Here is a 14,460-nt window from a genome sequence, read left to right as displayed (position 1 = left end):
AACCAGCATCAGCTTATGGCTCGCTCACAGCGAGTCAGTTACTTTGGGTGTATGATACTCGATCGCGTTCAGATTTTATCTGGTGAAACCAAACCGGAGGGGAAGAATACCGTGGGTTTCAGTCTTTTCCTATCAGGATCGCAACGTCAGAGTGCTATTTCTCACTCTAACGTTGTTTTTTCGTGCAAATCATCACGACCCAATGATTACTTAAAATCTGCGTATGGCACCAATGGCTGTGGTGGCATATCCAGAGAGCCTTGCCATCCAGCCAGAGAGTAACGCAAGTAGATAAGCGCATGGCTTGGGGTATAGTCCTTCGCCTGCTGGATATCAACCCCAGCTCCCAATGTCCAATGCGAACTCAACCGGCGCTCGATCAAGGCGCGCAAGGTATAACCCACCCCATTACTGCTATCACCATCATCGGGTTCATACCGGTCTGGAATAGTCTGGATACTGTGGTTGAGCAGATTTTGCAGTGGATAACGTGCCCGTGAGCTAGTTGCAGAATGTGAAACAGACACCGACCCACCCAACTCCCACGACCAGTTAGCCGTCCGCTGCCGATAATTTACCGGAATAGCCAGTGACAGATATTTTTGCGGGCTGTAATACCCGCCCTGGCCTAGCGTATAACCGCTGAGGTCTTTTTGATAATGCCACCACATCCCGTTCAAACCGACGGTAACACGGCGGTTATCTTCGTTGATTAGCTTGTAATAATAACCCGTCATAAAGCGCAGCCGCTGGTTATCCGCCACATTCTGCCCGGTCAGATAGTGATAACTTAAATCGCTCCACACTCCGTGAGCCTCACCTCGGTCATAACTGGCTCCCAGGCTCACACCGTTGGCACGCACGCCCCCCCAGGTCACATTGGTATTCGGATCTTTGGCTCCAGCAAAGGCCAGCATCGAGCTGGATATTGGCCGACGTGACGCCGTGGCGGTCCAGCCAATATGATTCCAACTATTGCTGTATGCCAGCCCACCGACCACATCAACGACATCAAAACCCATCGGTGTAGTACCGAGATCAGTTTCCCAACTGTCATTTTGCCAGCCCACGGCAACACTGGTACCCGTTGCCTGTTGATGTAGATTAGTCTGACATGGCTTTTCTGTCTGGTAACAGGTACCGGCTTTATATCGGGCATTCTTGTCAAAGGTCCCGGCATCCATCTGCACCGTATCTGTTCGTAAGAAAGCCCGACCATCAGCCAGCGAGGTATCTACCTGCAACATGGTGTTGTGCGCCCGGAGATCAGAGATCCCTTCCGTGCCGCTTGACCGCAGGTAGTCGTGATCAATCGTGATACGGGTATCCTGCTGGCGGTAAAGGTTAGCGGCATCAGAACGAATGCCCCGCTTAAGCCAGTCATCGGTGGCCTGATTGCGGGTCAGCAAGGTATAACTGTCGTTATCCGCCGCCAGTGTCGGTGTGATACCACTGGCTACCATGGCATGTTTGAAATCATCTTGTGCCGCAGCGGGTTGCCCCTGCGCTTGTGCTAATCGACCTGAATCACGAAATATCAATGCATTATCCTGTGAGGACCCCCCTTTAGCTGCCGCCGGTTTCAAGCGCTGGAAGATCTCTGCCGCTTTTTGTGGCTCGCCCACGCCGTACCAGGCATTGGCTATCCGCCGCTGGGCGCTTGAGTTAGTCCCGTCACCGGAAAGTGGCTCATGTTGTAAATATTGGCGAGCGTCACTGAGACGGCCTTCGGCAATATAAGCCTCAATCTCACCCAGAATAGCATCGGGGTTTTGTGGCTCGCGCGCCCGAACTCGCTGATACCCCACCAGCGCTGTGTGATAGTCACCACGCTCCAACGCCCAATCAGCAAGCGTCAAGTCAATGGCAGTGTTGGCTGGCTGTTGACGTAATAGGGTTATCGCCCCCACTTCATCACCACTAGCCCGCAGTTGGCGAGCTAATGTCAGTAGCTGAGCAAATTTCAAGCGCTGGTCTAAAGCGCGGATATTATCGTTCCAGTGCAGGGTTAGCAGTGTTGCCAAATGCGCCAATGCCTGACTATCACGCCCGGTGCTGGAGAGATACAGCGCATAGGCATATACCTGCTCGGGATCTTTCGGCTTACGGCTCGCTAATTGGTGGAACTGTGCGTCAGCTTCCACCAAATGCCCCTCTTGCGCTAACGCTTGTGCCAGCCGGTAGGTTATCCAGACATCGTCCGGGGCCATCTTCAGCGCCTGGCGATATTTTTCCGCTACTTGATGCCATTGTTGCTGCGCCGCCAGATTTTCGGCTTGTTGTTTCAGCATATCGACTTGCAGGCTGTCTAATGTGTCATGCATTTTGGCTTGTTGACTGCGTGGTAAACTGCTCAGATAACTCAGTGCTTTTTGCGGCGATTCGCGCTGGTAGATATGGGTTAGCCCTCGTACCGCACTGCCGTTTGATGGGTCCAGACGGAGTGCCTGCTGATAATACTGCTCGGCCGTTTTATCATCATGACGGGCCACGGCAACATCAGCCAAACCAATCAATGCATAGCTGTCGCTGCCATCAATATGGCGCGCTTGCTGGTATTTCTGTTGTGCCACCCCGGTATTACCGGCTTTCAGCGCTTTATCCCCCTCGTCATTTAGCAGCCAGTAGCGATTGGTTTTTATTAGGCTGATCCACTTGTCGCTTTTCAGACCATCTTTATCTGATTTTTGCGCCAGTTCAAACAAGCGCAGAGCTTGGGCACGGTCACCACTACGGGCATATGCCAGACCCAGCGCGCCGAGTATCTCGGGGTCATTAGGTGCGGCAGCCAGTGCTTGTTTTAGTGCGGGGATCGCCGCCGCCCCGCCACCGCTGTCTACTTTTGCCAATCCACTTAAACGCGCTTGATAAGTCGGTGAAGCCAGCATGGCCTGCTGGCTGGCCAATGCTTGACGGGCGATATTAGCCTGAGGACCAGACGAGAAGATGTCGAGGAAATGGGTCAGCGCCGCCACGCTTTGTGGACTGACAGTCATGGTTTTGACAGTCTCCATCCACAAGTCTGCGGCATCTGAAGCTCCCACTGGGTCCGCGGCCACTTTCTCCAATGTGGCATAGCCTTGCGTGGCATTTTGCTGATTGAAATACAGGCGCGCCAAGGCCATTCGCAGCGCGACATTACCGGGGTATTGTTGGTCAAGCGCGGCTAATTTCTGGGTGGCGAGAGCTTCCTGCCCCGGTACACGTGCGACCAACCGCCAGTATTCCACAGCAAGATCCAGTGTTGGTGGTTTGCCTTGCAACAGTTGATCATATTGAACTTTGGCCTCAGTCACCCGCCCGGCGGTCGCTAACAGACGCGCTTGTTGTAATTGTTGGCGTACCTCCGGCTTAGTCAGCGCCAACAGCAGTTTAGCCCGCTGATAAGCCTCTGAGTCGGGTGCCAATTGTTGCAGCTTATCCAACTGTTTTTGTGCTTCAGCCAAATTACCCTGTCTCAGAGCTTGGCGCATTCCTGCCGCCACCACTTCCGGGTTATTCGAGTCCATCATATTCAAGCGATACAGTGATTGCTTAACCAACTCGTCTCTATTGGTTGCTTCCCCTAGCCGTACCTGCTCCAGTAAAAACTGGGTCGGTGAGATAGGCTCAGCGCCCTGCGCCGGAGTGGTAAAGGCTTGGGACAACAGCGCTAAGCTTAAGAGCCAGTATATTTTAATGTTGCGCATTGACTGTTCCATGAGGGCTGAAGCTCACCCTGACGATTGAAACTATAACGATGCTGCGCCCATCCCTGACCAAACAGTGTCAGCACCGCACTGTAATAGGCATCTGCGGGCGGTGGCGAATCTTGCACACGTTGTTGTTGCACGCTCAAGGTTTGCTGATTATAGGGTTCAGGGCTACTGGCTAAAAATGGCAGTAATGCCGCCGAGAACCCTTCCGATCCCTTACCACTGGTTTTACCGTTGCTGGTATCCGTATTTTCTGGTGGTACCCCACGTTGTTGGGTTACCGCCGCCATTGGCTGGAAGCGCTGGATTAATACAGCCTTTTCTGGGCTGTTATTGGACAACATACCAACCCACAAATAGCTGCGTATCGCATCGTAGCTACCGACATCGGGCCGTGTCTCATCAGGTTGCCAGCCTTTGCCCTCTTGCCAAACCACCCAATCAGGGGAGAAACCATAGGGTGCCGTTTCAAGCAATAAGCGCTGATTGACTTTAACCATCGCTTTCCACGGCCCCGCCAAAGAGGCAAAGCGGGCCAACAGTTGTGGCGGCAGATAACTCGGGTTGAGCCGCCAACGGTCATCATCATTAAAACCAATTTTCCCCGGCAATAGCATTTCGCCAAGGCCCGGAATATTCACCACTTCCTCTTGAGCGATACGTTGCAGCAACAAAGTACCCATCGTCTGGTAACGGCGGCTATCCCATAACCGCCCCGCTTCCAGCAAGCTGTATGCAATCCATAAATCCGCGTCAGAGGCCGAATTGGGGTCCAGAACATCCCAATTATTATCCTTGCGTTGTCCCCATAGCCATACCGGCAGACGTGCGGTTAAATCCCCGGCGGCCAGGTTGTTTTCCGTCCAGGACAATAATTGGTCAAAGGTTTCCCGATCATTGGCAACCAGAGCAAAAAACAACCCATAACTCTGTCCTTCCGACGTGGTGACTTTCCTCGGGCTGCTGGGATCAATAATGCGCCCGCCATCGCTGACATAGTCATGTTTGAACTGCTGCCATGCTGGCCAATCACATGTTGCTGCGCTACCAAAACTGACGAGCAGCAGGGCACAGATCTGTCGCTTAAACATCACGACCTTCAACGTCAATCTCGCTCATCAGGTGATAACCGGCGGCGACTGATCAGACGTAATACACGCCAGACCATCATTGCAGCCATAACCACGACCAATACGGCCACCCCTGCCAACAGTACCGGATGGGTAGATAAGGTATGCCAGATACGTTCCCACCACGGTAAATGACCGACATCATAGGTCTCACCAACCCGCAGGCTATTGACGCCCGACTCGCGAATAACCGCGACTGAGCCAAATATCGCTTCGCGTTTGCCAGTATCGAGCATGGCATTGTTCAGCAAGGTATAACCACGCGAGCTGTCGGCCAATAACGCCACAATACTGCGCTGAGGGAAGTGAGGTGACTGTAGACCGATAATCGCCGACATCGCCCCTTCAGAGCTTATCGTCGCCTGGCTGTCTGCTACCCAATCTGATTGCGGTACCATCATGGTTGGTAAGCCGGTTTGCCGATTTGGCATTTTTACCCAACTCAGGGTCTGTTCCACCAGTACGTTAATCTTTCGATCATTGCGCAGTTCTGGCGGAATGGTGCCAATAATCAACACATCCGCATCTTTCTCCGCCGCCTGTGACCAATCATCGGTAATGTTAATACCGACCGCGGGGTAACCCACCTGCGCCCCGATATTTCCCACCGCATTGAGTAGGGTGGTTATCTGTGCTGGCGCCGGGTTTGGTGGTACCAGAACTAGCGTTTCGGAGAGATCAGCCATACGGCTGAAGGGGAATCCAGCATTGGCAAATGCCCGTAGATCAGGCATTTCCATAAAGTGACGGTAACCGGAGAAATCAATAGTAGAGTTACCGTCAATTACCGCGTGATTCGGCGCGGTAGAATAGGTTTCACATCGCCCCTCGGCACCGCTTGCCAGCAAGGTGCTGTAATCAAAATCAAAACGTAATTGGTTAGTCGCGCCCAGTTTCAAGGACGGAATGCTTAGCCTTTTGGCAGCATCCTGTAAGCCTTGTAGCAGTGGCAGACGCAGGATCTTACTGTCTTCGGGCATATTCGGTGACAGTGGGTAATCCTGCACAAACTGATTATTCAAGCTAATACTTAAGCGGGAACCATCCATCAAACGTGTTGAGGTGTAACGATATATCAAGCGCATATCGATACCAGCACTGCGAGTCAAGAACAAATCCGGTGGCAGATTCATCGCTAATGAAATCGGCGGCGGCAGTAATCCCGATGTTTGCAGTTGCTCAGGATATTGCTGCAACTCAGCAAATGTCATCGGGCGGTCGGTACGCACCCAATTTGGTGCATCATAAGGCAGGCGAGGTGCTAATGGCTCAACCTTATCCACCGTTACATTCTGACCACGAAACAGAATATTGCCTTGCGCGATCCCCTGTGCCGCAGTAATCAGGTCATTATCATCGCGCCCCAGAATCAGCAATAACTTCACATACGGGTTATTCGGATGACTGATGATTTCCACCGTTGGAGCTTTCACCAGCGGGTAATCTTTTAGGAAATCAGGGCGTTGAGCATTAGTCGCGAATACTACGCCATGCTGAGTAGGCAGTTGGTTATACAATACCGGGAAGTTCTGCCCATGCCATTGCGCCTTATCACCAAACCATGAGGCCAGAATAGCGGCGGCCCGCTGCTGCGACACATCAGGTGCAGCAGCAAATATCACGGGTAGAATCAGCGGGCGATTATCTCTGGCATCAAAAAATGGCTCAGGAAAGTGGGATAAATCATTTTTAACCAGCAGCGATTGATAGCGCAAATCCAGTGAGCTGGACTTACTGACATCCAACCACAGGGTATTGCTCGCTGGGTTCTCACAGATATTTTGATAATGGCCGACAAAAACTAACCGCAAGCGGTTGAAATCAGTGATGTAACGCGGATCGATCGGTAATTGAAGGTGGGTGGGTTTACCAAGCTGATCTTTGGTGATCGCCATGACGCCCATCAGTTCATCATTCAGCAAAATTTTCACCTGCGACTCCACCGGGATCAGCGAAGGTGATGGCGTAAACTCAAGATTCAAGGTCGCATGAGTCACCACCTCATCACTGCGCACGCCGAACTCAAGCTGGCCTTCAGGGTTAGTGCCACGCAAGGAGAAGGTCCCCGGCGGCGGCGCGATTTTGGCAAACGAATATTCTACGTCGCGCATCGGTACATCACCCGATATTGCGGGTATCTGCGCCACGTCAGTGGCCATGACCGCCGATTGAGCTGACGGTACCGTTGGAGTTTCAGCATGGGTGAATGACGTCAATCCCAAAGCCAATGCGGTAAACCATGTTATTTTTCTCATCACCATACCATCATCAATGTTGAGCCACTGTCTGGCCTTGGCTACTCGGAGCCTGATTCTTACCGACGCCATGGGGTACAAATGACGCTATCCAGGCAATCAGGGAAGTAAATCCTACCAATACATTTCGCATTACCGGTGGCGCATAGCTGGCCATACGGACATATCCTCTAAAGCCCAGCGCCAACACATCGCGCAGACTTTCAATCGGCTTATCTTCAGGAAAACCATCCTGCCACAGCGCCCAGGTATCGGCACGGGCAAAGGTACACTGTATAAAATCAATATGTTGTGCCACGCTCAGTTGATGCATTCGCATCCCGGCTTTAGTGCCGAAGGCTCGGGTCACCTCACAGGGGAAGGTGTACTCCTGCGCCCCACGTTTGAGCAGTAAATGAACCGCCTCACCCTCTTGCAGTAATCCGGCTTCGCGCATTTCAATCCCCACGCCACCATCGGAATAGTCGCGCAATGTACAGGAGAACAAGTGACCATCAGCACGGGCTACTGCGGCTGGCATGGCTATCTCGACCCGGTGTGACTGGCGCACTTGTTTAGCTTCAACTGCCACCGCGACGGCACCGCCTAAAATCGTCATGTTATAAATCACCCACACCAAGCTGATAACCACCGTCATAATTTCATTCGACGGGCCATGACCCAAACGCCACAAACCCGCAATCAGGCCGGCAACGTTGAGAAGAACCAGCGCGATATACGGGCGGGTGATCACCCAATCCACATGCTGCTCTTCAACCAACCCCCCTTTCGACGTCACATTAAACGTTCCTTTGTGTGGGCTGAGAAGTGCCATGGTGGTCGGACGGGCGATATACCATGCCAACACCGTTTCATAGATTTCACTCCAGAAGGAATGGCGGTATTTCCCTTGCAGGCGGGAGTTGGTCAGACTGGCATGGATCATATGCGGCAACACATAGAGTGCAATCGCCAGTGCCGGAGCAAAAATGATGTAAGCATGCAGCAACAAGAAAGCCAGCGGAGCGGTTAGAAAGATTAAGCGTGGAATACCGGATAAAAAGTGCAGCATGGCATTGGCATAACATAAGCGCTGGACTAACTTCAGCCCCTTACCCAGTAGTGGATTATCCAGGCGGAAGATCTGAACCATGCCCCGCGCCCAGCGGATACGCTGCCCGATATGCGCCGATAAACTCTCTGTTGCCAAGCCTGCGGCCTGCGGAATGCGGATATAGGCGGAGGAGTATCCTTTACGGTGCATACGCAACGAGGTATGGGCATCTTCAGTCACTGTTTCTACCGCAATACCGCCAATAGCATCTAACGCACTGCGGCGCAGCACAGCGCAAGAGCCACAGAAGAAGGTGGCATCCCACATATCGTTACCGTCTTGCACCAAGCCATAAAACAGTGTGCCTTCATTCGGCGTCTGACGAAAACGCCCCAGGTTTCGCTCAAAGGGGTCGGGAGAGAAAAAGTGATGCGGCGTCTGGAGTATGCCCAACTTGGTATCTTTAAAGAACCAACCCAACGTCAGTTGCAGGAAAGAACGGGTCGGCACGTGGTCGCAGTCAAAAATGGCGACAAACTCACCGTTAGCCTGTTTCAGTGCATGGTTAATGTTACCGGCTTTAGCATGCTCGTGGGTGGGTCGGGCAATGTAGTGCACCCCGACCTCAGCAGCGAATGCTTTAAACGCGGGTCGGTTACCATCATCCAAAATATAGATATTGATTTTGTCTTTTGGCCAATCAATACCAAGAGCGGCATAAATAGTTGGTTTAACCACGCCAAGATCTTCGTTATAGGTCGGCACCATCAAATCAATGGTCGGCCAACTATTGATATCATCCGGCATTGCCACCGGCTGGCGATTAAGCGGCCAAATGGTCTGGAAGTAACCCAGCACCAGCACCACCCAGGCGTATGTTTCAGCGAACAGCAACAATAAGCCGCATACCAGACTGACGGGGTCATCCCAGTTCAGAGTTTCGGTATAGCGCCACCACAGATAGCGGCAGGAGACGGTTAAAGACAGCACGATAAGCATTAAGGTTGGTAAGCGACCCGGCACCCGTCGCACCACCATCGCCAACGCCCAAAGCAACAGCACAAAAACGAACTGCGCCATCATGCCAAACGGCTGAGAAATACACAGCAACGCTAATATGCCGGTAAAAATACCCAAAATAATAAACAGGACTCGGCGGGTGCGCTTTGATGACGGGGTTAATCGGGTGATAAGCGATTGTTCCAGTCGCTGGAGTTCAAAACGTTCGGGCATATTCCCCAGCCAACGGATATAACCTTGTCTGGTATGTTTTACCCACTTTTTGCCGACTGCGGCAGGCTGGTGCCTCTTTTCATTGCGCGATTCAGGATAGGTCAGTAGCAGCCACAGCCCTTGCAAGAGATACCGTAGGCCATCGCCAAGCCGTGGGCGAATAGGTGAAATCTGTGGGAACCAGTAAGTGCGGTTTTGTATTACACGTTGCCAACTGGGCGACTCCAGACGCAGAAAAATCCAGCACAACGGCAGCGCCAACGTGGTCAAAAAGGCGGTGAGCACGGTGCAACCTTGCTGCATATACAGATGATAACGACGGCGCATCCCCTGATAAACCGGGGTCAGAAATAACATCCGCATCAAGTAGTTCATAGCCTGTTGTTCGCCACAGTAATCAAACACCAATTTGCCAGTGTGGTGACCTCTTCAGCAGCCAAACTTTGCTCACTGTATTCACCCAATGGTTGTTTGGCCGCCAACGCTTCAGCCATTGCTTCATCGCGATGAATAAATGTAGGCAATAAGTTATCTAGGCTTTGTAGCCAAAGCTGATGTAAATCCTGTTGTAGATGGCTACTGGCAGAAAATTGGTTCAGCAGGAAATGGCAGTCGACAGGCAGATTTTGCTGATGTAGACGAATATGACAACTGGCATCGGCATGGATCAATACCAGCACCAGATCAGCCAGCGCTAAAATTTGGCGCGTGAATATACTATCACCCGCAGGGATATCCAATAGAATCCAGCAATCGGGCGCGCTGGCTTGCAACGCAGACAGGTTTTCTCGCCATTGACCGGGGTGCTGTTGTAAGGACGAGTTCAGTTGCTCAGTTTCAATGAGAGTTAGTTGGCCAAATGGCAGAAAATCCAACCCTTCGGTATAGCGCATCGCCCCTTGCTGCCAACCTTGGCCCTCAATTTCAGCTTTGGCCCAACCACGGGTTTGATCAAACGGCATATTGAAATGCAACCGCAATAAATTATCCGGTGAAAAATCGATCACCAGAACTGATTCCTTCAGTTGTTGCAATGCCCAAGCAAGCGCGGCGGTTACCGATGTGGTACCAGTCCCCCCTCTTATCCCTTGTAACGCCAGTACCGGCATAAACTATTCACTCCCTGTGGATTGTGCCAGTTCAGCCAACAATGGCCAGCGAGCCATCATCTGAGTTAATCGTTCCTGACGGACGATATCGATATAACTTAACGTTGGTAATGAGAAAGCCTGAGTTAATGCTAGTAGATCATCCTGAGATTCGAGCGATGTTTTGGCGTGAAATCGATTTATTATGGTTTTCATTTATCCGCCTTTAGAAAATAGGCTATGGTAATTAATTATAACAATAATTCGAGTATACTTTCTCCCAATAAGATGAGTCTTAGATTATTATCACGGGAAAGACATTGGTTAATAATTATTGCAATGTTACAATTGTTCACTGAATTTATCCAGTAATTGGCCCAATCGCATTTTAACCAAGCAGATAAAGAATCTATGCCACGATCTTTCACATTAGGTATTCGAAAAATCTGGGATGAATTAGCAGTGATGCAGGCGCCTGGGTTTTATTGGGTCAATATTGAACGTCAAATTGATGCTAATTTATTCTGTCAGCAACTTATTCGTAACCAATCTGAAAATACTCGGGCCGCCTTGATTTGTTGCGGGCTAAAACCTGAGAAATTACTGGCAAATATTGTGGGTTATGGCCCCTATAAATTGCCACTTTTTACCTTACCGGCACAAAGAAAAGCATTACTACATTTAACTCAAGATTTAATGCGTTCATTACGGCCGCAACAGCGACTGTTCATTCTGTTAGCACCGGCCAGTTTATGGCAAACATTCACTGGCGAAGAGATGCAGCAGTGGCTACAGCATATTCAGCAATGGCTGGAGGCGCAAAACTGTACGTTAATCGTAATTTGCCACAGTTCTGGTATTAATAAAATTAAGAATCAATTAGTTAGCCAGCACCGTTATTTACAAGGATTGGCTAGCCTGCAATGGCAGCAAGATAATGCCCAGTATGTTGCCTCTTGGTGGAGCACTGAAAAAGGGGTTACCGCCAATCAGTTAGTCCGATTGGAAGCAGATGAACAAGGCTGGAGCATGGCGGATGAAGTTCAACAGGCACTGCCGCTTTCACGTAATGATGAGCATCTGTATTTGGCGGAGCGCACTATTTTGGAAGGCGCTCCGCCACTCTCTACCAACTGGCAACTACTTGATAATAATGTAGTATTGGCGCAGCGGGCAATAAGTGCTCATGCCGCCACATTGATTTTTGCCCTTAATCAAAGTGAGCAAATTGACGATTTAGCACATCAGATCCATAACATACGCCGCCAACGGGGTGATGCTATCAAAATTGTGGTGCGTGAAATGAACGCCAGCCTGCGTTACAGCGATGAACGTTTATTGCTGGCCTGCGGCGCGAATCTGATCGTGCCTCACATCGCACCGCTGTCACGCTTTCTTACCATGTTAGAAGGTATTCAGGGCCAACATTCCTCTCGACATGTTCCTCAAGATATCAATGCGTTATTGGAGGCGTTACGCCCACTTCAGCTTAAAGGTTATTTACCTCCCGCTGAGTTCTGCCACTCTGTTTTGCAACTGATGAACAACACGCTGCTGCCAGAAAACGGCAAAGGTGTCATGGTTGCTCTGCGGACAGTCCCTGGGTTACAGGCCAGACAAGCACTAACACTGTGCCATCTACGCCGCTATGGTGATGTGGTAACGGTAGCTGATAACCACGTGGTATTATTCCTTTCTACCTGCCGTATCAATGATTTAGATACCGCTCTGAAGTATATATTCCGTTTGCCGGTGGCTGAAATTTTCAGTAATCAACGGGTGTGGTATCAGGATCAGGCAATTATCGCTGAGATTCATCGGATGAATACCCCCAATGCATGGCAAATGACCGGTGACAAAAAATCCTATACGCAACAAATGGATACAGCTGAGCAAGCCGAAGTTAGCCGACGAGTCCCCGTGCCTCTGGCACTGAATGTCGGGCCGAACAAGGAGCAAACCCAATGAATCTCAACGATATCTGGCAAATCCTGCTGTGCGCTGCGGTTATCTTTTTCCCTCTGGGTTATGTAGCACACCGTTGGTTTCCACGCTGGTGGGAGAAAAGACAACATCTGTTCTTATCTGCGCGATATTTAAAATCAGAAGGGGTTTGGTTGCGTAATGGCTCCTCTTCACTGACGAAGAAACAACCATGAATGCAAAGAATAAACTGCAAGAATCACCGAGCCCGTGGCGCTATTGGCGTGGTCTTGGCGCATGGAACTACTATTTCCTGCTAAAGTTTGCCTTGCTGTGGTTTGGTTACCTGAACTTCCATCCGCTGGCCAACTTGGTGTTTATTGCTTTCCTGCTATTTCCGATCCCGGCCTATAGGGTCCACCGCTGGCGTCACTGGATTGCGATACCAATAGGTATTGGTTTGCTATATCACGACACCTGGCTACCGGGGCTCAACAGTATCCTGAGCCAAGGCTCGCAGATTACGGGCTTTAGCTTCAGTTATCTAATTGAATTAATTAGCCGTTTTATTAACTGGGCCATGATAGGGACCGCCTTTGTTATTCTGGTGGGCTACCTGTTTATTTCACAGTGGATTCGAGTGACGGTTTTTGTTGTTGCAGCCATGATTTGGCTGAATGTTGCCAGCATCGCCGCACCGGCATTTTCTCTGGCACCTGCTGCTGAAACGTCGGTAGCATCATCTCCAGTAACACTGGGGGCTGAGCCGCCAACGCCTAATAGTCATCAGGTGGCGGCCAATGGCCCACCAACCGATGCCAATCTGACTGCTTATCTGAATGCATTTTATGAGCAGGAGAAAACCCGCCATACGGCATTCCCTACATCGCTGCCAACAGATGCGCAACCTTTTGATTTGTTAGTTATTAATATCTGCTCGCTGTCTTGGTCAGACATTGAAGCTATCCAACTGGATAAGCACCCGCTGTGGAATAAGTTTGATATTCTGTTCAAGAACTTCAACTCTGCCACCGCCTACAGTGGCCCAGCCTCTATTCGACTACTGCGCGCCAGTTGTGGCCAGTCATCGCACAAAGACCTCTATCTGCCACAAGAGCAGCAGTGTTATCTGTTTGATAATCTTGCGAAACTTGGCTTCACATCTCAGTTGATGATGGACCACTCAGGTGTATTTGGTAATTATCTGCAAAACATTCAAGATGACGGCAATATGCGCGCGCCGCTGATGTCACAAAAAGGCATCAGTAATCAATTGGCGTCCTTCGATGGTGAGCCAATTTACAATGATCTGGAACTGCTCAACCGCTGGCTGGAACAGCAGCAGAAAGGGGGGGATAGCCGCAGCGCAACCTTCATGAATATCATACCGTTACATGATGGTAACCGTTTCGTTGGTACCAATAAAACGGCTGATTACCACGCTCGCGCCCAAACGCTATTTGACCAATTGAATACGTTTTTGGCGGCGTTGGAAAAATCAGGCCGCAAAGTTATGGTGGTGGTGGTACCAGAGCATGGAGCCGCGCTGGTTGGCGATAAAATGCAGATGTCCGGCCTGAGGGATATCCCCAGCCCAAGTATCACGCATATCCCTGTTGGGATTACGTTAATGGGAATCAAAGCGCCACAGCCCGCCAGCCCGGTGATTATCAATACGCCAAGCAGCTATCTGGCGCTTTCTGAATTAGTATCACGTATGGTCGATGGCAAAGTATTTACTGCGCCGACTATCAATTGGCAGACCCTGACACAAGGATTGCCGCAAACAGCGGTAATATCGGAAAACGATAATGCCATTGTGATTCAATATCAGGGAAAACCTTATATTCGATTAAATGGCGGTGACTGGGTGCCTTACCCACAATAAAAACCGAATAGTATTGTCTTCGGCTATTTGATAAAGGGTGCATTCATTGCACCCTTTATTATTCACATATCAACAAAATGATGTTTACATCGATAGTGACTGCATTTGCCAGATAGAACTAAAAATGTGATCTATATCATTTTAAGTGAATGTTAATCTCGACCTAAATAACAGGAGTACTCGGTTATTAAGTCACATTCAGCAATATTAAATTG

Annotated in this window: 9 protein-coding genes; 3 read left to right on the top strand and 6 right to left on the bottom strand. The window is 50.3% G+C overall.

The window, feature by feature from the left end; translation table 11 throughout:
• Window positions 1-206: 206 nt before the first annotated feature.
• From bcsC to bcsR, 6 genes are read right to left on the bottom strand one after another with little or no spacing between them, the layout of a single operon-like run.
• Window positions 207-3,689, bottom strand: a complete 3,483-nt coding sequence (gene bcsC / locus Q2T72_RS00515) for a cellulose synthase complex outer membrane protein BcsC (RefSeq protein ID WP_372568462.1) — start codon at window positions 3,687-3,689, stop codon at window positions 207-209.
• On the bottom strand, window positions 3,659-4,786 hold the full coding sequence (gene bcsZ / locus Q2T72_RS00510) for a cellulose synthase complex periplasmic endoglucanase BcsZ (RefSeq protein ID WP_372568461.1): 1,128 nt from the start codon (window positions 4,784-4,786) through the stop codon (window positions 3,659-3,661). The genes bcsC and bcsZ overlap by 31 nt, the downstream gene beginning before the upstream one ends.
• Before the next feature lie 14 nt (window positions 4,787-4,800).
• Window positions 4,801-7,086, bottom strand: coding sequence for a cellulose biosynthesis cyclic di-GMP-binding regulatory protein BcsB (gene bcsB / locus Q2T72_RS00505; protein ID WP_083161383.1), 2,286 nt, complete (start codon window positions 7,084-7,086; stop codon window positions 4,801-4,803).
• 7 nt (window positions 7,087-7,093) lie between these two features.
• Window positions 7,094-9,721, bottom strand: coding sequence for a UDP-forming cellulose synthase catalytic subunit (gene bcsA / locus Q2T72_RS00500; protein WP_083161385.1), 2,628 nt, complete (start codon window positions 9,719-9,721; stop codon window positions 7,094-7,096).
• A complete protein-coding gene (gene bcsQ, locus Q2T72_RS00495; protein ID WP_083161387.1) occupies window positions 9,718-10,455 on the bottom strand; it encodes a cellulose biosynthesis protein BcsQ in 738 nt (245 codons plus the stop codon). Before bcsQ ends, bcsA begins: the two co-directional genes overlap by 4 nt.
• 3 nt (window positions 10,456-10,458) lie before the next feature.
• Window positions 10,459-10,650 (bottom strand): cellulose biosynthesis protein BcsR, encoded by a 192-nt coding sequence (gene bcsR, locus Q2T72_RS00490; RefSeq protein WP_083161389.1) that lies wholly within the window; start codon window positions 10,648-10,650, stop codon window positions 10,459-10,461.
• Window positions 10,651-10,845: 195 nt separating this feature from the next.
• Between bcsR and bcsE the strand changes: the two genes are divergently transcribed.
• From bcsE to bcsG, 3 genes are read left to right on the top strand one after another with little or no spacing between them, the layout of a single operon-like run.
• Window positions 10,846-12,402 (top strand): cellulose biosynthesis protein BcsE, encoded by a 1,557-nt coding sequence (gene bcsE, locus Q2T72_RS00485; protein WP_372568460.1) that lies wholly within the window; start codon window positions 10,846-10,848, stop codon window positions 12,400-12,402.
• Complete coding sequence (gene bcsF / locus Q2T72_RS00480; RefSeq protein WP_083161393.1) at window positions 12,399-12,593, top strand: cellulose biosynthesis protein BcsF; 195 nt, start codon at window positions 12,399-12,401, stop codon at window positions 12,591-12,593. Before bcsE ends, bcsF begins: the two co-directional genes overlap by 4 nt.
• Window positions 12,590-14,245: a cellulose biosynthesis protein BcsG gene (gene bcsG / locus Q2T72_RS00475; protein ID WP_372568459.1), complete on the top strand. Its 1,656-nt coding sequence runs from the start codon at window positions 12,590-12,592 to the stop codon at window positions 14,243-14,245. The genes bcsF and bcsG overlap by 4 nt, the downstream gene beginning before the upstream one ends.
• Window positions 14,246-14,460: the final 215 nt, after the last annotated feature.

Origin of the sequence: Yersinia sp. 2466 StPb PI (assembly GCF_041538325.1) — a bacterium.
In the GTDB taxonomy this organism is placed as follows: domain Bacteria; phylum Pseudomonadota; class Gammaproteobacteria; order Enterobacterales; family Enterobacteriaceae; genus Yersinia; species Yersinia enterocolitica_E.
Note: the sequence above shows the minus strand (reverse complement) of the source record. Positions and strands in the feature narration are given on the sequence as shown.